General features: G+C 39.7%; 12 protein-coding genes and 2 tRNA genes. 12 read left to right on the top strand and 2 right to left on the bottom strand.

The window, feature by feature from the left end; all coding sequences use genetic code 11:
• The first annotated feature begins 4 nt into the window (after window positions 1–4).
• From I6F50_RS06165 to I6F50_RS06155, 3 genes are all read left to right on the top strand, one after another.
• Window positions 5–80: transfer RNA gene (locus I6F50_RS06165), tRNA-Lys, on the top strand.
• A 141-nt stretch (window positions 81–221) separates the two neighbouring features.
• Window positions 222–1,262: a quinolinate synthase NadA gene (gene nadA / locus I6F50_RS06160; RefSeq protein ID WP_007580396.1), complete on the top strand. Its 1,041-nt coding sequence runs from the start codon at window positions 222–224 to the stop codon at window positions 1,260–1,262.
• Between the two features lie 175 nt (window positions 1,263–1,437).
• Window positions 1,438–1,527, top strand: a tRNA-Ser gene (locus tag I6F50_RS06155).
• A 70-nt stretch (window positions 1,528–1,597) separates the two neighbouring features.
• On the opposite strand, the gene I6F50_RS06150 is transcribed toward I6F50_RS06155, so the two are convergent.
• Entirely contained in the window at window positions 1,598–4,276 is a 2,679-nt protein-coding gene (locus I6F50_RS06150; RefSeq protein WP_197119453.1) for a CHASE domain-containing protein, read from the bottom strand.
• A gap of 658 nt (window positions 4,277–4,934) precedes the next feature.
• Here I6F50_RS06150 and I6F50_RS06145 point away from each other — a divergent pair.
• Together I6F50_RS06145 and I6F50_RS06140 are read left to right on the top strand one after the other, a co-directional pair.
• On the top strand, window positions 4,935–6,260 hold the full coding sequence (locus I6F50_RS06145; protein WP_165726146.1) for an OprD family outer membrane porin: 1,326 nt from the start codon (window positions 4,935–4,937) through the stop codon (window positions 6,258–6,260).
• A 107-nt stretch (window positions 6,261–6,367) separates the two neighbouring features.
• Window positions 6,368–7,237 carry an alpha/beta fold hydrolase gene (locus I6F50_RS06140; RefSeq protein WP_197175638.1) on the top strand — a complete coding sequence of 290 codons (870 nt, stop codon included), beginning with the start codon at window positions 6,368–6,370 and terminating at the stop codon, window positions 7,235–7,237.
• Between the two features lie 68 nt (window positions 7,238–7,305).
• Here I6F50_RS06140 and I6F50_RS06135 read toward each other — a convergent pair whose 3' ends face one another.
• Entirely contained in the window at window positions 7,306–7,695 is a 390-nt protein-coding gene (locus I6F50_RS06135; RefSeq protein ID WP_007585609.1) for a DUF2750 domain-containing protein, read from the bottom strand.
• A gap of 503 nt (window positions 7,696–8,198) precedes the next feature.
• Between I6F50_RS06135 and I6F50_RS06130 the strand changes: the two genes are divergently transcribed.
• The 7 genes from I6F50_RS06130 to recD all read left to right on the top strand — a co-directional run bounded on the left by I6F50_RS06130 (window position 8,199) and on the right by recD (window position 23,149).
• Entirely contained in the window at window positions 8,199–9,242 is a 1,044-nt protein-coding gene (locus I6F50_RS06130; RefSeq protein ID WP_197175637.1) for an alkene reductase, read from the top strand.
• A gap of 202 nt (window positions 9,243–9,444) precedes the next feature.
• Entirely contained in the window at window positions 9,445–11,814 is a 2,370-nt protein-coding gene (locus I6F50_RS06125; RefSeq protein WP_197175636.1) for a TonB-dependent receptor, read from the top strand.
• A 73-nt stretch (window positions 11,815–11,887) separates the two neighbouring features.
• Window positions 11,888–13,015, top strand: a complete 1,128-nt coding sequence (locus I6F50_RS06120) for an alkaline phosphatase family protein (protein ID WP_197175628.1) — start codon at window positions 11,888–11,890, stop codon at window positions 13,013–13,015.
• A complete protein-coding gene (locus I6F50_RS06115; RefSeq protein WP_165728840.1) occupies window positions 13,012–14,073 on the top strand; it encodes an alkaline phosphatase D family protein in 1,062 nt (353 codons plus the stop codon). The genes I6F50_RS06120 and I6F50_RS06115 overlap by 4 nt, the downstream gene beginning before the upstream one ends.
• A gap of 160 nt (window positions 14,074–14,233) precedes the next feature.
• Complete coding sequence (recC, locus tag I6F50_RS06110; RefSeq protein ID WP_197175618.1) at window positions 14,234–17,533, top strand: exodeoxyribonuclease V subunit gamma; 3,300 nt, start codon at window positions 14,234–14,236, stop codon at window positions 17,531–17,533.
• Window positions 17,520–21,098, top strand: coding sequence for an exodeoxyribonuclease V subunit beta (gene recB / locus I6F50_RS06105; RefSeq protein WP_197175617.1), 3,579 nt, complete (start codon window positions 17,520–17,522; stop codon window positions 21,096–21,098). Before recC ends, recB begins: the two co-directional genes overlap by 14 nt.
• A complete protein-coding gene (gene recD / locus I6F50_RS06100; RefSeq protein ID WP_197175615.1) occupies window positions 21,095–23,149 on the top strand; it encodes an exodeoxyribonuclease V subunit alpha in 2,055 nt (684 codons plus the stop codon). Before recB ends, recD begins: the two co-directional genes overlap by 4 nt.
• Window positions 23,150–23,228 lie beyond the last annotated feature (79 nt).

Here is a 23,228-nt window from a genome sequence, read left to right as displayed (position 1 = left end):
AGACGGGTCATTAGCTCAGTTGGTAGAGCAGTTGACTTTTAATCAATTGGTCGATGGTTCAAATCCATCATGACCCACCACTCTCTAATACTTTCCTTTATATTCTTTTTTAAATTCCCATTCTATTTTTTATAAACAGCTTAACTAGTTTGCTGTTATTTATGTTTATATTCTCGTATAATTCGCCCTAATTAATGCACTGTAGATAAGTGGTCGAGAACATGAGTCTAGCTCAAACTATTATGCCTGAAGGTTATATTTTCCCCCCTAAGCCAGCACCGTTAACAAATGACGAGCAAGGCGAATATAAAGCGCGTATAAAACAATTACTAAAAGATAAAAATGCAGTACTTGTTGCACATTATTATACCGATCCTGAAATTCAAGCACTTGCAGAAGAAACCGGCGGCTGCGTTGCCGATTCGCTAGAAATGGCACGTTTTGGTGCACGTCATGATGCAGATATGATCATCGTCGCGGGCGTGAAATTTATGGGCGAAACAGCCAAAATTTTAACGCCAAATAAAACGGTTGTTATGCCAACGCTTGAAGCGACGTGTTCGCTAGATATTGGTTGCCCGATAGACGAGTTCTCAGCGTTTTGTGATGAGCACCCTGACCGTAAAGTGGTTGTGTATGCAAACACCTCTACCGCAGTTAAGGCGCGTGCAGATTGGATTGTAACCTCATCATGTGCACTTGAAATAGTAGAGCACCTTGATGAGCAAGGCGAAAAAATCATTTGGGGCCCAGATAAGCACCTTGGTAGTTATATTCAAAAAAATACCGGTGCTGATATGCTTATGTGGAATGGTGCATGTATCGTACATGACGAATTTAAAACTAAAGCCTTAAAAGATATGAAGGCGCTACACCCAGATGCAGGCGTATTAGTTCATCCTGAGTCACCAGCAGAAATTGTTGCACTTGCCGATTCGGTTGGATCTACGAGCCAATTAATTAAAGCTGCGCAAACAATGGACAATAAAAAGTTTATTGTAGCAACAGATCGCGGCATCTTTTATAAAATGCAGCAACTATGTCCAGATAAAGAGTTTTTTGCGGCTCCAACGGCAGGTGAGGGCGCTTCATGTAAAAGTTGCGCACATTGCCCTTGGATGGCAATGAATGGCTTAAAAGCGATTGAGGAAGCCCTCATAAGCCCTAAAGGTAAAGAAGTATTCGTTGATATGGATTTACGCGAAGGCGCACTTAAATCCTTAAATCGCATGCTTGAATTTACTGCGAGCATGGCTAAGTAATTTTAAAAGTATAAATTAAAACGGTTAGGTCTAAGATTTAGCCGTTTTTTGTGCCTATATATAAGCTATTGCTTGATAAGTAAGCATTTAAAGGCTCATATTTAAAAATGCCTTGCACCTTAAGGGTCTATTTCATACTATAGCGCGCTGTTGCATTACACAATTGCAGCACTGTGGAGGGATGGCTGAGTGGCTGAAGGCGCACGCCTGGAAAGTGTGTTTAGGTTTATCCCTAACGAGGGTTCGAATCCCTCTCCCTCCACCATTATTCTTAGAACCCAGTTACTAATATCGAAAGGTATTAGTAACTGGGTTTTTTAATGCCTCCGTAATGACTAACTATTAACTAAATAGAGTGTTGATAACATGCTTACAAGCTCATGTTTTTCAATTGGCTTAGAAACGTAACCATCAAATAACTGTCTGTATATTTCTTTTTGCTCTGTAAAAACATTAGCGGTTAACGCGATAACAATTTGTTCGTTATTAAGCGCCTTAATTTTTTTACATGCCTGAAGACCATCCATTTTCGGCATTTGAATGTCCATAAAGATAATGTCTGGCTTGTGTGACTCGTATAATGAGATTGCTTCTAACCCATTGTTGGCAATAATAATGGTGGCTTTTGTAGGCTCAAGCATCGCAGATGCAACAAGCTGATTTATTTTATTATCTTCAGCTAATAAAATAGTTTTTCCAGATAGGTCAGGAAGCTCAACATTTTTTGTTATTAATGTACTTTCATCAATCTGTGCTTGTTTTAATGGTAAGTACACATAAAACTGACTACCTGAATCTAATTGGCTTGTTACTTTAATTTCGCCATTCATTAAACCTATTAATGATTTAGTAATAGGTAAGCCAAGACCTGTACCGCCATATTCACGCGTAGTTGATTGCTCTGCTTGTTCAAAGCGCTCAAACAATCGCTCTATAGCCTGCTCAGAAATTCCAATTCCGGTGTCTGATATACAACAACATATTTTATTTTCGTCGGTTAGCCTAAACGTTACTGTAACGCCACCCTGCGACGTAAACTTAATCGCATTAGATATTAGGTTTAAAAATATCTGTCTGAGTCTAACGGGGTCGCCCACCCAATACTTATGCTCAATATTAATTATAAATTTAAGGTATATATTTTTATCACTGGCTTGCAGGCCAAGATCAGACTCTAAGTGGTGAATAAGTTCAAAAAGGTCGAATGATTTATATTCTAATGAAAGCTTCCCAGCTTCAATTTTAGAAAAGTCGAGGATATCATTAATAATAGTGGTGAGTGAGCGGGTCGAATAAAGTGATTTTTTTAAATACTCTTTTGATTTTTCATTCAATGGCTGCTCTTGCAGTAACTGTAATGTACCTAGTATGCCATTCATAGGTGTGCGTATTTCGTGACTCATATTTGCTAAAAATTCAGATTTAGCTTGTGATGCCTGTTCAGCTAATTCTTTAGCATGTCCGAGAGCTTGTTCGTGATTAATTTGTTCGGTCAAATCGTATGCTACACCCAAATAGCCAACAATTTCATTTTCGTTATTTAATAAAGAGGTAACACTTATATTAACTTGTATGTGCTCGCCTGTAGAAGAAATGTATGTCCACTGATTGATATCAGGCTCTGTAGAAGTTGCTTTTAAGATAAACACTTCAAAACCAGGGAAAACAGGTTCATTTAACTCTGCACTAAGCTGTTTGGCTTTTTTTATAATTTCTTCTTTTAAATGAAAAATACCCGGATTTTCAATTCCAATAACGTCTTTTGCTCTATAGCCTAATAACTTTTCAGAGGCGGGATTAAATAAAGTAATTAAGCCATTTATGTCGGTCGCAATAATAGAGTAACTGGCACTGTTTAAAATACTTTGTTGAAGCATACTTATATCAGCAATTTCTTTAGTGCGTAATTTTACTTCTTTTTCTAATTTTAAATTTGTTTGCTGCAGCATATGCTTATTTTGTTTAGCTTTGATAATTCTTTGCTGTGTTCTTTGTGCTCTACGGTAAAAAAACAGCTGAATTATTAAAGTTATAAACATACAAATAAGGGTATAAAAAACACCATTGACAATAGCTTGATATTTACTCGGCAAGTGTAGTGATTCAATAAATGTGTCTGAAGCACTAAGTGTGATTTCCCATGTTCTTCCCATCACTTTAATTACTTTATTTAACTGATAATCAGCCGAGTTGCTTTTAATGCCGTAGCTAAAAAAGTCAGTTTTAACGTTGTTACCTATGTCGCTAATGACTAGCTTATTTTCATCAGCTTGGGAAAGAGAGTCTAAAATATTGTTTATTAATAAAGGGGAGTAAGTCCATCCAATTAATTGCTCTAAACGCTGGGTTTTATCAGTTGGAATAATAATATTTTTATAAACTGGTAGTAAAATTAAAAAGCCTTGTTTCGATTTGTTATCCGCTTGGATTAACGTAATAGGCGCCGATAATTGAACTTGGTTATTAATTGCAGAATTTAATGCTGCTTTTTTACGTGTACTTTCCGATGCAATATCGAGTCCTAGAGCCCGTGAATTACTTTGCTCAGGAAATATGTACTGAATAATAAAGTGCTCATCACTTTCGTTAGCTAGTTTATTTAGTTCGAATATTTGGTTAGGCCGATCGGATTTTGCAGTTTTTAAGAATTGAGCTAAGTTTTCGGCATTCACTTTTCTTATAAAGCCAATACCATTTGCTCCAGGGAATTCTTGGGCGTAGTTGCGACTGTTAGAGTAATTAGAAATTGTTTGGTAGCTTAAATTATTAACGCCAATGCCGTGTATAAATCCTTTTAAACCGTATAGCCCATATTTATATAAGTCGAATCTGCTAGTAACGCCTGTTGAGAGTGAAGAAAGGCGGTTGTTGAGGGCTTCATTTATTTTGTTATTAACAGCATCTTGATGTGCAGCGTGGGCAAAGTAAGTTAATACAATACCACTGATGAAAAAAATAGCATGAGTAAGCACCGAGATTAATAACCTTTTACTAACCGGTCGTCCTGAAAACATTAACTCATCCTTTATTATTAATATACTGACAGTATATCTGTTTTATCATCGAAATAAATATAGCACTTATTATTCAGGATACAACTTTGTTATTAATTAGAATATATATATTTTATAAAGGTTTAGAGTGGATGTAATATAAAAAGTTGATTTTACTCACCAAGATAAGACGAACATGTATATAAATATAATAATTTTTATGTTTTTTGCTACTTTATAGCGAACAACAAAAGTATTAGCTAAAGGTGCTGATTTTTATATTTATCGATTTTTTAGTGAATATTAGGTGCTCAAAAAACAACGGATAGCTTTTAGTTTTTGCTTATAACTTTACTTTGTTAAGTTTAAATAAAGTAAAATTTAACCAATATTATGACGCTTTTAAAGGGAACTATCGGTATAGGTTCGAGCGAGCAAGAGACGATGCTCACCTTACTTTTATAATTCATCCGAAACAAAACAAACACTTAATATTTTATAATATGAAAATTAAAACATTAAAAACTTATATTGTTCTATATTTTAGTAGCGTGAAAGAAAACGTGATTACTTAAAATGTAATTACCTTATGACATGTTTACCGTGTAGGTCGAAAAAATACATGCTGCTATGCACTGCACAGTTAAAACTTAAACAAAACAAGGTAACGGAGATAACTATGGCTCACCGAGTATCTAAATTACTTGCGGCAACAGGCGCAGTATTAACATGTATTTCTATTCCTTCGTATGCCGCTGTTAATGGGCTGACAGAACAAGATGAATTTAATATAAAACTTAGATCAATTTATTTTGACCGTGACTACGATAACGACGCAAGTGACGATTCAACTTTTGCTCAAGGTATAGAGCTCAATTACACATCTGGTTATATAAACGATTTAGTGAGTGTGGGTGTATCGACTTACACCGTGATGGATATTAATTCTACGGGTTCAGCCGCAGGTAATATTTTGCCAGCAGGTAATGAGAGCGGTGGAGTTGACGATAGCTTTTCTAAATTTGGACAATATTTTTTAGATTTTAAATTGGGCAACAATGGTCACGTTAAAGTAGGTGGGCAAAAAACCAAAAGTATGTTGCTTAAAAGCTCTGGGAGTCGGGCTATTCCTAATACTTTTAGAGGCGTTTTTGGCGATTACAAAATTGGTAACACTAAATTATACGGTTACGTTTACGATAAATGGAGCCGTCGACACGATGATAGATGGGAAGACTTTTCTACCGATCAATCGGCAACTGGTGCTATTAGCGTAATTTGGGGCGTAGGTGCTACGCATAAAAAAGACAATCTAATATTAGAGGCTGAATATTTAAATTCACACAATTATTTAAGTAAAATCGGGTTAAAAATCAGTTACGACATTAAGCTTGAGCAAAGTAAGTTAACCCTTTCAACTGGCATATTTACCTCACAAGATGATGGCGATTTATTTGTAACAGGCGCAGAGGGTGGTGATTTAGATGATGAAGATGCACCTGGTGCATTAACAGGTTTAACCAAAAGTGAAAACGATGGGTTTGCCTATTACCTAGATGCTGATTGGAAAAAAGATATTTGGAGTGTAGGTGCGGCATTTACTAAAGTAAGTGATGCTTGGATTGAAGATAATTTCAGTGGCGACCATGGTACAAACCCATTTCCAACTCGCTCATTAATTGGTGCCGATTTAACAAATCAAAATGAAACATCATGGCAAGCTCGTTTAGGAATTGATTTGAAAGCAGTATCGCCTGGCTTAACAACTAAATTTTACTACACAGACGGCAGCGATGCTGAAAACTCTGCGTTGGGTAAGTTAGGCGGTACAGCCGACGAAAAATATTGGGCTGTAGATACTCGCTATAAAGTTGAGAAAATAAAAGGCTTAAGCTTACGTTGGTTATTTGTAGATTATACAACCGAAAAATCAGGCAGTGTTGATGGTGTTAAAGGCGATAGAGCTGACCATCGAGTTTATGTAGATTACACTATTAAATTTTAACATGACTTTTAATAAGGCAATGCAAATTTTATGCATTGGTTTTGTTTCCTTTTTTCATTATCTTTATGATAAAACTAACAAATCAATAATAAAAATTAAGCTAATATATGTTTTCTCTTCAACAGTGGCAATCACAGGGTCAATTTACTCAAATTAGTGGCCATCAAATTTTTACTAAAACAGCTGGTGATATAACTAAGCCTGCGCTGCTTTTAATACATGGCTTTCCAAGTGCTAGTTGGGACTGGGAAGGTATGTGGCAAACCCTTAGTGAACATTATTTTGTAATTACACTCGATATGCTAGGTTTTGGTTTGTCAGATAAACCTAAAAATGCAGGCTATAAAATTACTGAACAAGCCGACTTATATACTCAATTTTTAAAAACGTTAAATATTAATGATATACATATTTTAGCTCATGACTATGGCGATACTGTGGCTCAAGAGTTATTAGCAAGGCAAGTCGTTAGCCAAAGTGACTTTAAAATAAACAGTGTGTGCTTTTTAAATGGTGGGTTATTTCCTGAAGTGCATAAACCATTATTTATACAAAAGCTTTTACTTTCAAAGCTAGGTTGGATAGTGCCAAAATTAATGAATAAACAAAAATTTGCCAATAATCTACTTACTATTTTTGGTAAAAGTACACCGCCTTCAAAACAAGTGGTAGACACACTTTTGGAGCTGCTAATTTATAAAGATGGCTTAGCCGTAATGCCCAAACTCATTAGTTATATAAAGCAGAGGCAGCAAAACCGAGCACGCTGGGTTGGTGCCATCATAAATAGCAATATACCACTTACGTTTATAGCAGACGCAGAAGACCCCATCTCTGGTAAGCATATGATTGAGCACTATAAAAAGCTTATTCCCAATGCGCGCGTACAAGAGTTTGTAGAGCTTGGGCATTATCCGCAAGTAGAAAATCCAGATGCAATTACACAGGCTTATTTGAATTTTAGATATTGCCAATAAAAACGCGGCTACTAAATTAAGTGCCGCGTTTATAAATTTTAGAACTCTGAGTATTTAGGCTTTGAACCTTAATATTTTTGCTTTGGCGCTTTTAATTGTTTTTCAAACTCATCTGAAAACAATATCGTGCCATCATCTTCCTCTGTAGGGAAGGCAGCAATAAGTAAGTCATCTTCCTCAAGACCCGGTGTCCAGCGACTAAACCAGTCAGCAAGTGGGATTGCTTTAGCGCTGCAGCCAGCCCATTCGCCAGTTGCCCATGCTTCTGCAAATTCGCGAGTTGGCCAAACTGGCACACAGTCGTCATCTTCGTTGGCAAGCATAACGCAGCCATCATCATCGTTTAAAATCCATACTTGCTTGAACTGTTGTACGGTTTCGAACATATAGGCTAGGCGTTTTTTTGCTCCAAGTCCTAAAATTACTGCGTGTTCTTCGCTTAAATTTGGCGTTGTCATAATTAGCTCACTCTTAATTACTATTGATATTAGGGCGTGTTGACCTTTGTGGATTGAAATTTGTTCAATCTAGGGGCGATTAAATCGCGGCGCGAGGTTTGTAACCTAGTGGGCTAAGTAAAAACCGAGCAACAAAGAGTTAATCGTCCCTAGAAAGAACCCTTTGGGCAGCGCATGTTTGGTCTTTATGCTGCGTTATCGCCTATTTATGGGGAATAACCACACTACATAGGCTCTGCCCTGCCTAAAAACCAAACATACTGCTGCAAATTCACCCACCAAAGATCAACACGCCCTAGTATATCTAAATTATATGCACACAAGTATATCGAGTTATATGACAGAGTGTTGAAAAGTTGCTATTTAATTTCAGCAATGCAGATCTAATTTGTAGATTGATCAGTATAGTTCCTCACTAATTTGAGCGATCATTCAAAAATAAGCTTGAATGTTTGTAAAAAGGCCACATTGTAGTAAGCATATACTTAATGAAGGATTGAAAAATGACAACTGATCTACTTGCTCCGTTTAAATTAAATAACACGATTGAGCTTAAAAACCGCGTACTTATGGCACCATTAACGCGTTGTATGGCTGACGATAACTTAGTGCCAACACAAGATATGGTTGAATATTATGCTCGCCGTGCCGAAACCGGTTTAATTATTAGTGAAGCAACTATTATTCGTCCAGATGGACAAGGTTACCCAAATACTCCGGGTTTATTTACCAGCGAGCAAATTCAAGGTTGGAAAAAAGTAACTGATGCAGTGCACGCTAATGGCGGCAAAATGTTTGCACAGCTATGGCATGTTGGCCGTGTTGCACACCCTCACTTTTTTGATGGCGATGTACTTGCTCCATCAGCAATTGGCGTTGAAGGCTCTGTCCCTCGTATGCGTGAGCTTACATACATCACACCAAAAGCAGCCACTACTGATGATATTAAAAGTCTAGTTGCTGATTTCGTAAAAGCTGCTGAAAACGCAATTGAAGCAGGCTTTGATGGGGTAGAGATTCACGGTGCTAACGGTTATTTAGTTGACCAATTTTTACATTACGCTGCAAATACACGCAGCGACGAATATGGTCAAACGCCTGAAAACATGTCGCGTTTTGCACTAGAAGTAACCGATGCGGTTATTGCTGCTGTAGGCAGTGATCGTACTGCACTTAGATTAACACCGGGTGCTTACTTTAATATGAGCGAAGATAGTCGCGATAAAGCGGTATTTGATTACTTATTAACAGAACTTGAAAGCAGAGAATTAGCGTACTTACACGGCGGTATTTTTGACGATAGCATGCGCTTTGACTCGCTTGAAGGCAAAAGCATCTCTGAATTTTTACGTGCAGGCTACAAAGGTACATTAGTAGGTGTGGGTAGTTATAGTTTTGAGTCAGCAAAAGAGGCTATTAACGATGCTAAGTTTGACTTAATCGCTATTGGTCGCCCACTTATTGCAAACCCAGATTACATTAGCAAAATTGCAAACGGTGAAGAGTTAGTACCATACAGCGATGAAATGCTTGCACAATTGAAATAAATTACTATTTGTAATAAGTTCTAGAAAATAATTAAGACACCCAAAGTTAAACCTTTGGGTGTCTTTTTTTGTACATATTCCCGCCATAAATCTTCCATATTTGTTTAATTTTTATGTAAATAAAGTTCATCCTCGTTGTCATATTTAAAATTCATACTGTCCGCGTTTTCATATTTCATAATTAAAATCAAACGGGACAACAATGTACGCTTTAAAAAACAAATCGCTTTTGAGCATGGCAATTGCCATGGCTGTATCAACATCTAGTTATGCTAACGACAACACCATAGAAGAAGTAACCGTGGTTGCTAAACCAACGAGCTACGCTAATAATGTTATTGAGCCTGCAATGCTTGAGCAACAAAGTTCGGTATCGAGCATATTATCGGTTATTGATAATTTACCGGGTATTAGCATAAATGAAGGTGATGCATTTGGTGGCGACGATTGGTCTACTACAATCACCATGCGTGGTTTTAGTATTGATGGAAACCAACAACAATTAGGTATGACCGTTGATGGCATTCCCAATGGTGGCTCTAATTATGGCGGTGGTGCTAAAGCTAACCGTTACCTAGATAGCGAAAACCTTGCAACGGTTGAAGTAGGTCAAGGTACGTCTGATATTAAGTCGGCTTCACTTGAAGCACTAGGCGGGACATTTAACTTTGTAAGTAAAGACCCAAGCCTTGAAAAAGGCACTACCTTTGCGTATACCTCAGGGAGTCACGATGCCACGCGTTATTACTTTAAACACGAAACAGGCACTGTTTTTGATAACACACAAGCGTACGTAAGTTACTCGCAAACAGATACAAGCCGCTGGATTGGCTCAGGCAGTAATGGGGGTAAAGACAATCAACATGCAGAGCTTAAGTTTGTATCTAATTTTGAAGATTTAACGCTCACTGGTCGTTTATCTTACGACGATGTAAGCGAGACGAATTATAACAGCGTAAGCCTTGAGCAGTTTGAACAAACACCCGATTGGGATCAGCTAACATGGAATTGGACAGGAGTTCCGCATTTTGACCAAATGTTTGCAGAAGGTTGGGGAACGCTTCGTGAAAATACCTTAGGCTATTTAAAATTTGAATACGCGATTTCGCCAACTTCATTATTAACCGTTAGTCCTTATTATCATAAAAATTCAGGTCGCGGCGATTGGATCCCACCTTATTTAACAACGCCTGTTGATGAAAATGGCGAACCAACAACCGAGGGCGGCACTAATGCAGGCTCTTATGGTTTTGCTGATAGTGAGGGCAACCCGCTTGCACCAAATGCCGATTGTACGCAAAGTTTGAGCTGGCCATGGGAGTCGGGTCCTGGTTTAAATCCTGCGTGTTACGATGCAACAGCAACGCCGGTTATGTCTTACCGCCATACGCATTACAACAAAGATCGCTTAGGTGTAACGGCAAATTACCAAGCTACATTTGGTGATCACGATATAGAAGCGGGCTTTTGGTATGAGCAAAGCGAGCGTGACGAGTCGCGTGATTGGCACAAAGTAATTGATGCGCGTATTTATCATCACTTTGATAGCACGCCTTACTGGACACAATACAAAAACACCTTTGATACCGATACATTCAAATGGTACCTACAAGACTCGATTAATTTTGGTGACTTAACGTTAAATATTGGTGCAAAACAGTATTTAGTTGAATTACAAAAGTACGACCACTTTGCTAACGAAAGATCAGATAAAGTAGATAGCGACTCAGACGTGTTATTTAGCGGGGGTGTATTGTATCAGCTAAATAACAGCACAGAATTATTTGCCAGTTATAGCGAGAATTTTTCAGCAATAAAAGACGGTGTACTTGAGCGAGATAGCTCAACACTTACAAACATAGAGCCAGAAACTGCCGACAACATCGACTTTGGTGTACGTTACCAAGCCGACAGATTAACCCTTACAGCAACGGCTTACAGTGTTAAGTTTGATAACCGCATTACCTTTATTGCGCCTGGTAGTGGCACAGACGGCATTGATTACACGATTGGCACAAATGGCTCGTACGTAAATGTAGGGGGTATTGACTCAAATGGGCTCGAGCTTGCAGCAAGCTATATGTTAACACCAAGCTGGAGCGTGTACTCGTCGTATACTAATAGCAGTTCTGAGTATTCATCCGATGATCCAAATGCATACGATTCACAGGGTGTAATATTAAAAGATGAAAGTGGTAATGAGGTCGCACCAAGCTTTAGAAAAGGCGACAGCATAATAGATTCATCAGAGGATTTATTTGTGGTATCTACCGATTACTTTAGCGATGGCTTTCGTGTTGGTTTATCGGCTAAATACACCGGCGAGCGTTTAGGTGCATGGCAAGACGAAGACACTCGCACGCGTAATAAAGTAGACGGCTACACCGTACTTGATTTTAATGCAGGTTATTCAACTGACGTAGATGCAGGCCCGTTTAAAGCCATTGACGTATCGTTTGTTGTTTATAATGTTACTGACAAAAGCTACTTAGCAGGTGGTACCGGTAACGGCTCTACTTATTACATTGGTGCGCCTCGCACTGCGGCAGTTACATTGACCGCTGACTTTTAATTAGGTTTTAGTAATTGAATTAAAATATAGCCCATCATTGATGGGCTTTATTATATGAAAGGGCGCAAACGCGATGAAAACAATTATAAAAGTAACACTATTTAGCTTAAGTGTATTAGCGAGCAGCTTTGCAACAGCAGCGCAAAATGTAGTGCTGGTAACGCTTGACGGGGTACGCTGGCAAGAAGTATTTAATGGGGCTGATAATAGCTTAATTAATAATACTGATTTTGTTAAAAAGCCTGAGCAATTAAAGACCCAATTTTGGGCAAAAACAGCAAATGAGCGCCAGCAATTACTTATGCCTTTTTTAACGCAAGTAGTGGCTAAAAAAGGGATTATAATTGGCGATAGAGCTAACGGCTCTACTATGTCGGTAAGTAACCCGTGGTATTTTTCATACCCTGGTTACAACGAAATACTCACCGGTGAAGTTGACGAAAGTATAAATAGTAACAACAAAGTGCTCAACCCAAATAAAACTATTTTAGAGCGTTTAGATAAGTTACCTGAGTTTAAAGGTAGCACAGCCTTATTTGGTAGTTGGGATGTATTCCCATACATTGTAAATACTAAGCGCAGTAACGTGTATGTAAATGCAGGTTTTATGTCAATTGAAGAGAATTTATTCACCGATGCGCCGCTGTTAAATGCGCTACAAAGTGAAATCCCCAGTCCTTGGTATAACGTACGACTAGACAGTTTTACATATCGCTTTGCTAAAGCGTATATGTTGGCTAAAAAGCCTAAGTTGTTGGTGATAAGTTTAGGCGAAACCGATGACTTTGCGCATGATGGTCATTACGAACAATACCTTAAATCGGCAAGGCAAAGTGACGCTTTTATAAAAGACTTATGGGCAACTATTCAAACTACAGCGGGTTATAAAAATAACACCACACTAATTATTACTACTGATCACGGCCGTGGCAATAATGCCAATGATTGGCAACATCACAGCTCTAAACGTGCACTTGCTGAGCTAGAGTTAGGTGAAAATACCTACCCAGAAGGAATTGTCGGCTCTGAACATATTTGGCTTGCAGCCATCGGCCCCGCAATAAAAGGTAGTGGCTTAATTAAAACTAAAAATGAGCTTAAACAAGTACAAATAGCAGCGACCGTTTTAAAGGCTCTTGGGCAGAATCCAAATGAAATAAATTCAAATATGGCGCCAGCTATTAGCGAGATTTTAAAATGAAGAACCTATTAAAACCATTAACCCTATCTGCCTTGGCGCTGAGTTTGGTTATTAGCGCAAGTGTTACTGCCGCGCCATCTAAAATCCTGTTTGGTTCGTGTGGGCATCAAGATAAAAACATACCCATATTTAATACAATTAACAAAGAGCAGGGGGATTTGTTTATATTTTTGGGTGACAATATTTACGGCGATACCAACGATATGGATATACTTGCCGATAAATACCAACGTTTAGGGGCAAAGGCGGGTTTTAAAATCTTGAAAGCGCAAACGCCTATCATTGCCATGTGGGATGACCACGATTATGGCCAAAACGATGCAGGTAAAGAGTATCCGCATAAAGAGCAATCACGCCAAATTATGCTTAATTTTTGGGATGAACCTGCAAACTCAGCACGTCGCACTCGTCCTGATGGAATTTATACCTCGTACATGTATGGTGAAAATGAGCAAACCATACAAATAATAATGCCTGATTTACGTTGGAACCGTGATGCGCTAAACCATGTAAGCGAGCTTGAATACGACACTAAGCGTAAGTTAAATAACCAAGGCCCATATAGTCCTAGTGAAGTAAAGGGCGCATCAATGCTAGGTGAAGCCCAGTGGCAATGGCTTGAACAAGAGCTTAAAAAGCCTGCTGCAATAAAATTGATTGCCTCAAGCTTACAGCTTTTACCCGATTTTACAGGTTGGGAGTCATGGGCAAACTTTCCTGAAGATAGAAACCGTTTATTTGCATTGATTAAAAAGCATAAGGTAAATGGGGTAGTGATCATCAGCGGCGATACGCACTGGGGTGAAATATCAAAGTATCAGCAAAACCTTGATTACCCATTAATTGAGATGACCAGCTCTGGCTTAACTGAAAAGTGGAAAGATGTAAGCCCTAACAAACACCGAGTAGGGAATTTTACTCATAACGTAAATTATGGTGATTTAAGCATAGACTGGCAGCAAATTGACCCCACTATTTCACTTAAATTAAAAGGCATTGATGGCGAAGTAATAATGCAAAGTGACTTTAGTTTATCAAGTATTAGCCCTTATAAATAAACTCACTACTACGCACAGTATATAAAATAGATGCTGTGCGTATAAAATCTGTAAGTTAGTTCTTAACTCTCTGATTTATTAAAGCCAATTACCCGTTTGCGCTACCCCTAATATTGAAAATATCTTACACTGGTTTTATCTCAAGCAAGGTCAGTGTTATATGCTAAATATTATTCAATCAAACCGGATGGAAGCCCTGCAAGCGCAGTTCCACCAGCTGTTAAAAGTAAACCCATTGCAAAGCCCGTTCGATAAAGAAGTAGTGCTAGTGCAATCGCCGGGTATGTCGCAGTGGTTAAAAATAGGTTTGAGCGAAAACTTAGGGGTTGCGGCGCAGGTCGATTTTCCGCTGCCGTCGAGCTTTATTTGGCAGTTGTATCAGCAATTACTGCCAAATGTCCCTAAAGAGTCGGCATTTAATAAGCCCAACCTTGCTTGGAAATTGTTTGCAATTTTACCAACCTGCATTGATGAACCGCTTTATTTACCGCTAAAAACCTATTTAGAGGGCGATATTGACGGGCAAAAAACCTTTGCGCTATGCGAAAAAATAGCCGATGTGTACGACCAATATTTAATGTACCGACCGCACTGGATAGCCACATGGGATAGTGGCAAAGATGAGCTTGATGATGTAGATGTAGCCATTGCCCCATGGCAACCTGACTTATGGCGACGCATTGTAAAACTAAGCCAAGAACTTGGGCAGAGCCAATTTCATCGCGCTAATATGCAAGGGCAGCTACTTGCTGCACTTGAGACTATGGACAATAGCTTACTGCCACAACGCATTAGCTTATTTGGTATATCGGCGATTGCCAGCTCCCAGCTTGAGGTGTTTGAAGCACTGAGTAAAAAAACAGAGGTTATATTATTCTTTTTTAACCCGAGTGAGCATTACTGGGGCGATATTATAGATGAAAAAACAGCAGCTAAAATAAGCGCTAAATACGCCAAAATGCCGCTGGTGGAAGCGCAACAAAAAAAACAAACCAATCCAGACGAAGAATACTACTTTATTGGTAATCCATTGTTATCGTCGTGGGGTAAATTAGGTCGCGACTACTTTGAACAACTTGTACAGCTAGATGCCCGTTGGATTGATGGCTTTATTGATGTGTTTGACGACACGTTACTAGGGCAAGTACAAAGCGAGATTTATCAGCTTGCGTTTAAAGGTGAATCGCTGACCGATAACAAAGAGTGGTTTATAAACGACGAAGGTAAATTACCAATCAGCGCAACCGACACCAGCATTACGCTCAGCGATTGCCATACACCGCTCAGAGAAGTTGAGCGCTTGCACGACTACTTACTTAACTTATTTAATCAAAACCCAGCGCTTACCCCCAAAGACATAATTGTCATGATGCCCGATGTAGGCACTTACAGCCCTTACATTGAAGCCGTATTTGGTGGAGCACAAGGCAGCCGCTTTATTCCTTACGCATTGGCCGATTTAGCCATAGAGCAAGAAAAGCCTGTCCTTAGCTCATTTGCGAGTTTAGCTAACTTACCGTTTTCGCGCTTTGGTGTGTCGGATATTCTCGATTTATTACAAGTTACGCAAATAGCCGAAAAATTTGGGCTTGAAGCGCACGAATACGAGCAAATTCAATACTGGCTTGAACGTGTTGGGGTTAAATGGGGTATAAACGCAGCGCATAAAAGCAGCTTTGATTTACCCGCTATCGATTTAAATACCTGGCAACATGGGCTTAACCGTTTACTGCTTGGTATTGCTATGCGCGACGAACAATGCCCGTTTAACGGTATTTACAGCGCTGACGAAGTAGAAGGCATGGCGCTCGATACACTCAATAAGCTCGTGCACTTTATTGATGTACTGCAAAGCTTTAAAGAGCAGCTAACGCCCGACGATACACTCACTAATAAAGCGCACATTTTAAGCGAGCTATTAAACGCCATATACGAAAGTGAAAGCGACGACAGCTGGGATTTATTAGTGCTGCAAAACGTGCTCGAAGAGTTACAAAAACACCACGACAACGGCGATTACAGCAAGGCGGTTTCGCAGCGTATTGTAAGTTACTTAATTAAACAAGGTATTCAAGAAAAAGGCGTAGGACAGCGTTTTTTAGTAGGCCAAGTCAATTTTTGTACTTTGATGCCAATGCGTGCAGTACCATTTAAAGTGGTATGTATGCTGGGCTTAAACGATGCCGACTATCCGCGTAACGTACAGCCTATTGGTTTTGACTTGGTGCCGTATTCTAAAAAGCAAAAAGGTGACCGATCACGTAAATTAGATGACCGCTACTTATTTTTAGAAGCGCTACTGAGTGCCCGCGACAACTTATACATGAGTTACATTGGTCGCTCGTGTTTTGATAACCAACCGCGCATGCCATCAACCCTTGTAAGCGAGCTGTTAGAATACATAGGGCGCAGCTTTGTATTAAGCGAAAAAAGCGAAAAAGCACTGCCCGAATGTTTAATCAACCAGCAGCATTTACAGCCCTTTAATAGCCATTATTATTTAGCCGATGAGCAAGCCAATACGGTGCTGAGCAACCACAGTTACAATCCAATTTGGCTGCCAAGTGAGTCAATTAAACCACAGCCGGTTATTGCACTTGATGTGACTGTGCCAGAGCAGTTAGATCTAGATGTGTTTATTAGAAGTGTGTGCAGTGCACAAGAGAGCTTTTATCAACAAACATTGGGTTTACGCCTACCACAATTTAACGAAGTAGCAAAAGACGAAGAGCCATTTAGCTTAGATGCACTGCGCCGCTATTTTTATCTTGATGAAATACTTAAAGCCAATATAAACGAGCAACCACTGAGTACCGAGCAAATACTGCAGCGGGGTGAGTTACCTCAAGCCAATGTAGGCAGCCTCATATTTGAAAGTATGGAGCACCGAGTTGATGCGCTTGCAGGGCAAGTAAAAGAGCACATTAAAGGCGGAAAAAGTGAGCCAATAGAAGTTTTGCTTACCATTGAAGGCACCAAAATAGAGGGCTGGCTCAATCATGTGTATTTGCAAAAACAAGTGTTTTACCGCAGTGCGAGTATTAAAGCGAAAGATTTAATTAAAGGCTTTATTTATCACCTCGCAGCGCAAAGTATGGATCAACAAGTAGAAACATTGTTACTTGGGCTCGATAAGCAAATTACCTTTGCGCCAATTAATAAAGCTGATGCCGATGCATTGCTGCTTGATTGGTTTGAGTTATACAAAGCACTGCGCGCAGTGCCTGTGCCATTTTTTCCGGTAAGTGGTTATGAGTACGTTAAAAGCGGCGGCGATATAATAAAAGCAATGAGCAAATTTAGCCCGCAATACATAGGGCGAGGCGAGGGAGAAAACCCGTATATTCGCTTAACGGTGCAATCGCTAAATGACTGCCAAGAAGAATTTATAAAATGGAGTGATAAATTGCTCACGCCTTTATTTGAACACGCAAAGGAGAGTGACCATGCAAGCGCTTAATCCTCTTACTATGCCGCTCATTGGTCAAAGTTTAATAGAAGCCAGTGCGGGTACTGGTAAAACTTATACAATTACGGGGCTGTATTTACGTTACTTACTAGGTATGCAAATAGAAGGTGAGTTAAATACGCCGCTCAGTGTTGAGCAAATTTTGGTAGTAACCTTTACCGACGCCGCCACCCAAGAAATTAAAGACCGCGTACGCAGCCGAATTATTGCTGCGCGCGACGCATTGCTTGGGCAAGACCCAAATGACGAACTCATTGAAGGCGTAATTGCCAAAATTGATGATAAGCACCGCGCGTTTGATTTACTCGATGCAGCTGCTAAATCAATGGACGAAGCCGCTATTTTTACCATTCATGGCTTTTGTCAGCGGATGCTAAAACAACATGCGTTTGAGTCGGGTGTGGCGTTTAATCTCGAATTTATTTTAGATGAGCGCGACATATTACTCGAAACCATTAAAGATTTTTGGCGCGCATTTGTATACCCACTAAACAAAGAACGCACCGATGCTATTTTAGATGTATTTGCCGCACCCGAGACTTTATTCGCTCAAGTGGCGAGCATTTTAAACAAAGCTAATGCGCACATTACACCACAAATAAACTTAGATGATGTATGGAAAGCACGCGATGAATACATAACCCGTGTACCTGCATTTAAAAAAGCAGTATTAGAGCAAGAGTTTATAGGAGCAATACAAGCATCAGATTTAAGTAAGGGTAAAACTCCTGCGCATAAAAATAGCATGGCTGGTTTAGCCGATTTTATTGGAGGTGGAGATCTCTTTTTTGAATTTGGTACTAGCAAGTATTCGTTTGAAGTATGGACTACAGAAAATTTATCAAATGCAAGCTGGTATAAAAAAAATGGAACGTTATTTACGCATCCATTACTGAGTCAATTTGATGAGCTTGCCGCACTTAATAACACCATAAACCAAGGGCTAAAAATAGCGGTTGTACAACATGCAGCACGTTGGGTAAAAGCTGCAATAGTTAAGCGTAAGCAAGAGCAAAGTGTGATCACCCCCGATGATTTACTGACCAATTTACACAGCGCGCTTAACAATGAGCAAGGCGACGTACTAGCACAAAAAATTGCGCAGTTGTTTCCGGTTGCCATGATTGATGAATTCCAAGATACCGATCCGATTCAGTACGGTATTTTTAGTGAAATTTATGGGCAACAAAATACCACGCTTGCCATGATAGGCGACCCCAAGCAGGCTATTTATGGCTTTAGGGGCGCAGATATTTTTACGTACATTGGCGCAAAAGAAGCTGTACTGATTGATCAGCAATTTACGCTGGGTACTAACTTTCGCTCAAGCACCGATATAGTCAATAGCGTTAATAGTTTATTTGGCAAACACGCTAACAGCTTTATTTATAACGACGCCATACCGTTTAACGCAGTGGCTGCTAAAGGCAAAAAAGCGGATGACTCTTTTTTAATTGATGGCAAACCCGCTACCGCATTCGAATTTAATGTATTTGTAGATGAAGCCGCAGACGAAAAAAACAAACCAACTAACAAAGGTGTAGGGCAAGCGCATTTAGCCACTCACTTTGCTAATAAAATAGTGACCCTGCTTGAAAAAGCAAAACAGGGGGACGCGTGCATTGGCAGTACCCCTGTAAGCGCTGCTGATATTTGTATATTAGTGCGTGACCGTGTTGAAGCGCAAATAATGAAAAAAGCGCTAGATGATGCCAAAATTGCCAGCGTGTATTTATCGCGCGAGAGCGTTTTTAGCCAAGAGCTTAGCCATCACTTACTTAACTTTTTAACAGCGCTGCATGGTCAATATGACGAGTCATTGCTGCGCGGTGTTTTAGCTGGCCCGTTATTTTGTTTAAGTTATAACGAAATACACGCACTCGCTGATGATGAAAATAAATGGCAAGACTACTTAAACTTTTTTGCACAGCTTAGCCACATTTGGAACAAGCAAGGTGCTATGGCAATGCTTGAGCGCTTAATGAGCCACAATCAGCTTAGCGCTAAATGGCAAGGGTTAGGGTATAACGTTGAGCGTTGGTTAACCGATTTTAGGCATTTGGGTGAAATACTTCAGCAAAAACAAATAGAGCTTGAAGGTACGCTGCGTTTACTGCGCTGGTTTGCTCAAAAGGTAAGCCAACAAGATGGCGAAACCGTGCAAGTACGCCTAGAAAGCGACGCCAACTTAGTTAAAATAGTCACTATGCACGCCTCAAAAGGGCTTGAATACCCACTGGTATTTATGCCGTTTGCCAGTGGCTATCGCGAAACAAAAGAAGCGCTTTATCACAATAACGGCAAGCTAGTTTACGATTTAAGTAAAGACGAAGATGCCCTGCAAAAAGCAGAGCAAGAACGCCTAGCTGAAGATTTACGCCTGCTTTATGTAGCGCTTACTCGCGCCGTACATTTTTGTGCGCTTGGTGTTTATAACATTGGGCAAGGACAAAGTAGCCGCTTGGCTATGCAAAGTAGTGCACTTGGGCATGTTTTATTTGCAGGGCTTGAGCTTGCCAGTAGCCAAACATGGCGCACGCATTTAAGTGAGTTTTGCGACGCTAATAGCGCGATGAGCTATCAGCAATTTACCTCGCAAACGTTATTAGAACAGGGAAAGCTTTGTTTTAGTAATAGTAAAATTGCGCAGCAAACATTAAGTGTTAATAGAGTAACAGCAAATATTGAACGTAACTGGCGAGCAACCAGCTTTAGTGCGTTGAGCTTTAAAAAGCACAGCGACCAATTAGCCCCAGGGCGAAGTGATGAAGATCACGAAAAAGACGAGTTTGCAGTGCAAGAGGACGAACTGCCATCACCTTATAGTTTTCCTAAAGGGCCAAAGCCGGGTAGCTGTTTACACGAAATATTTGAACAAATAGATTTTATTAGCCCAATAGTTCACCCAACTAATTCCGAGCAAAACTTATCTGAGGTAGTTAAGCGCAGCCTTGAAAAATACCACATAGGTGAGCAATGGCGAGAAGTGGCTGAAAAATGGGTGCTTGATGTTCTTGCGTGCCCCCTAGATAAAAGCTCTCTAGAAAACAGCCTTCTTTCATTGGGTGTGCTTACACCCAATGATTGCCTAGTCGAAATGGAATTTAATTTACCACTTGAGAGCTTAAGTGCACCTAAGCTAAACGAAATGCTGGTGAAACATTTTGGCTTTACGCAAAGTAAGCTTGAATTTTCACAAGTAAAAGGCTTGTTAAAAGGCTTCGTCGATTTAATATTTTGCTACCAAGGTAAATATTATATTTTAGATTATAAGTCTAATTATTTAGGCAGTACGCCAGCTGATTACGAAGGCGATATGCTTGAGCAAGCGATGAGCAGTCATCAGTATCATTTACAGTATTTAATCTACACGGTAGCGCTGCATCGTTTATTAAAACAACGTATAGCTGATTACTCGATAGAAACCCATTTAGGCGGCGTGTATTACACGTTTTTACGTGGAATGCCGACAGGGCAAGGCGTGTACTTTAAAAAGCTAACTGAAGAACAAGTGATTATTTTAGATGGCTTATTTAGCCAAGGAGCTATGCTATGAGCGATTTAAATGAGCAACCTGGCTTGTTTGACGATATAGACGAGACACTTAATAATGAAGCCGCAGAGCCTCTTACTTCAAAAAATGTAGCACAAGATGCCCCATTAGAGGATATTGTGTTAAATAATACGATTACCGAAGTCCCGTTACTTGAGTATTTATTAGCGCAAAACCGACTGCGTGTAGTTGATGTGAAGCTCGCTGAATTACTGTGTGCTAATGACATTGAGAAAACTCACAATGAACTGTTTTATATTATTTTATTGCTGTGCTTATCGCAGCAAAGCCAGCATAGCTGCCTAACCTTAAGTGAAGTTGATTGGAGTAATCCTTTTAATTTGCGCAAAAGCGACTTTAATAAACTCGATGGCAATGTACCCAGTACGCTAAGCCCGTTTAGTGATGACTTTAACGTACATACGGCGCTTAATTATTTACAAAGCCATGAAAGCGTGGGCGAAAATAAACCACTGCAGCTGTTTAACGAGCGACTTTATTTTGCGCGCCTTGCCGGTTATGAGCAAACACTCGCGGATAGACTATTAAGCATGAGCGAGCGAAAGCTCAATATTAATAATGAAGTATTGGCTGAACTTTTAAATACCTATTTTCCTGCTGATTCAACAATTGAAACTGATTGGCAAAAAGTGGCGTGTGCGATTGCGGCCACCAAAGGCTTTAGTGTGATCACGGGTGGCCCAGGTACAGGTAAAACTACCACAGTGACTAAGTTGCTGGCTATTTTGCAGTCGCTTTATAAAACCGCGCCCCTTAGTATTAAGCTGGTGGCCCCTACAGGTAAAGCCGCTGCACGTTTAAGTGAGTCTATTTTGGGCGCTAAAAATAAGCTCACAACGATTCCTGATGATATAAAAGCGCTGATCCCGCAAAGCGCTCAAACGATTCATCGCTTATTGGGCGTAAAACCGTTTACTAATAAATTTAGACATAACAAAAGTAATCCGCTGCATTTAGATGTACTAATTATTGATGAAGCCAGTATGGTCGATTTATCGCTGATGGCTAAATTAATAGAAGCACTTCCTGCGCACGCGCGATTAATACTCCTAGGTGATAAAGATCAGCTTGCCTCGGTAGATACCGGCAGCGTAATGAGCGATTTATGCCAAGGTTTAACACTTGGGCAAACGCCAAGCTACTCGCAAGCACGTTGTGATGAGCTAAATAGTTTATGTTTTAATAATAAACCTAAACTCGTATCGCAAAGCGTGAGTGAATTTAAACTTGCAGATTGCATTGCCTTTTTACAGCACAGTTATCGATTTGACGCACAAAGCGGTATTGGTCAACTAGCACTTGCGGTAAACACCAATAACACCGGTATTTTAAATTACGTAGAGCAAGAAAGTAGTGAAGGGCGTTTTAACGATGTAATTTTAGATTACGACTTTGTAGCAAAACCGATTGAAAAGCTCGTTAAAAGTGCAGCAAGTCATTATGCAAAATACCTTAACTTAATAGCCCAAGGTGCAGATGTTGCAAAGGTGCATACTGCTTTTGCTAGTTATCAGCTTTTAGCTGCAGTGCGAGAGGGCGATTACGGCGTTAATAGCTTAAATCAACGAATAGAGCGCGTGTTGCAACAGCAAGGTTTAATTACCGTAAGTCCTAATACTCACCACTACACGGGTATGCCTATTATGGTGAGCCAAAACGATTATCAACTTAAGTTATTTAACGGTGATATTGGTATTTTAATGCCCGATGAAAGTAATCAGCTCAAAGCCATATTTATTGACGAGCAAGGTAATCAACGAGCATTTTCGCCAGCACGACTCCCTGCACACGATAAAGTATATGTAATGACTATTCATAAATCACAAGGCTCAGAGTTTAGCTACACAGCCATGGTACTGCCACCGCTAAAACAAGCGCGCATGGGTATTAACAGGCAATTAGTGTATACGGGAATAACCCGCGCTAAAAATAAGTTTGAGCTGGTGGCTGACAAAAAAGTGCTGCAATTAGCAATAAATAAAAGCGTATCGAGAGCGTCTGGATTGTATGAAAGATTAAAGTTTGAGAATTAAAGGTTCTGCTGGGACATAGAAGTTATTTTATTGATGTATCCACATATTTGCAGATACCAGTGTTTATGTATTGGCTATT

Origin of the sequence: Pseudoalteromonas sp. NZS127_1, from assembly GCF_015864295.1 — a bacterium.
In the GTDB taxonomy this organism is placed as follows: domain Bacteria; phylum Pseudomonadota; class Gammaproteobacteria; order Enterobacterales; family Alteromonadaceae; genus Pseudoalteromonas; species Pseudoalteromonas arctica.
This window is presented reverse-complemented; position numbering and strand designations above follow the sequence as displayed.

Excerpts from the sequence above, each read along its gene's own strand:
- I6F50_RS06135 (WP_007585609.1), bottom strand. The coding sequence starts at position 7,695 with ATGACAACGCCAAATTTAAGCGAAGAACACGCAGTAATTTTAGGACTT.
- I6F50_RS06140 (WP_197175638.1), top strand. The coding sequence starts at position 6,368 with ATGTTTTCTCTTCAACAGTGGCAATCACAGGGTCAATTTACTCAAATT.
- I6F50_RS06115 (WP_165728840.1), top strand. The coding sequence starts at position 13,012 with ATGAAGAACCTATTAAAACCATTAACCCTATCTGCCTTGGCGCTGAGT.
- nadA (WP_007580396.1), top strand. The coding sequence starts at position 222 with ATGAGTCTAGCTCAAACTATTATGCCTGAAGGTTATATTTTCCCCCCT.
- I6F50_RS06130 (WP_197175637.1), top strand. The coding sequence starts at position 8,199 with ATGACAACTGATCTACTTGCTCCGTTTAAATTAAATAACACGATTGAG.
- I6F50_RS06145 (WP_165726146.1), top strand. The coding sequence starts at position 4,935 with ATGGCTCACCGAGTATCTAAATTACTTGCGGCAACAGGCGCAGTATTA.
- I6F50_RS06120 (WP_197175628.1), top strand. The coding sequence starts at position 11,888 with ATGAAAACAATTATAAAAGTAACACTATTTAGCTTAAGTGTATTAGCG.
- recD (WP_197175615.1), top strand. The coding sequence starts at position 21,095 with ATGAGCGATTTAAATGAGCAACCTGGCTTGTTTGACGATATAGACGAG.
- I6F50_RS06125 (WP_197175636.1), top strand. The coding sequence starts at position 9,445 with ATGTACGCTTTAAAAAACAAATCGCTTTTGAGCATGGCAATTGCCATG.
- I6F50_RS06150 (WP_197119453.1), bottom strand. The coding sequence starts at position 4,276 with ATGTTTTCAGGACGACCGGTTAGTAAAAGGTTATTAATCTCGGTGCTT.
- recC (WP_197175618.1), top strand. The coding sequence starts at position 14,234 with ATGCTAAATATTATTCAATCAAACCGGATGGAAGCCCTGCAAGCGCAG.
- recB (WP_197175617.1), top strand. The coding sequence starts at position 17,520 with ATGCAAGCGCTTAATCCTCTTACTATGCCGCTCATTGGTCAAAGTTTA.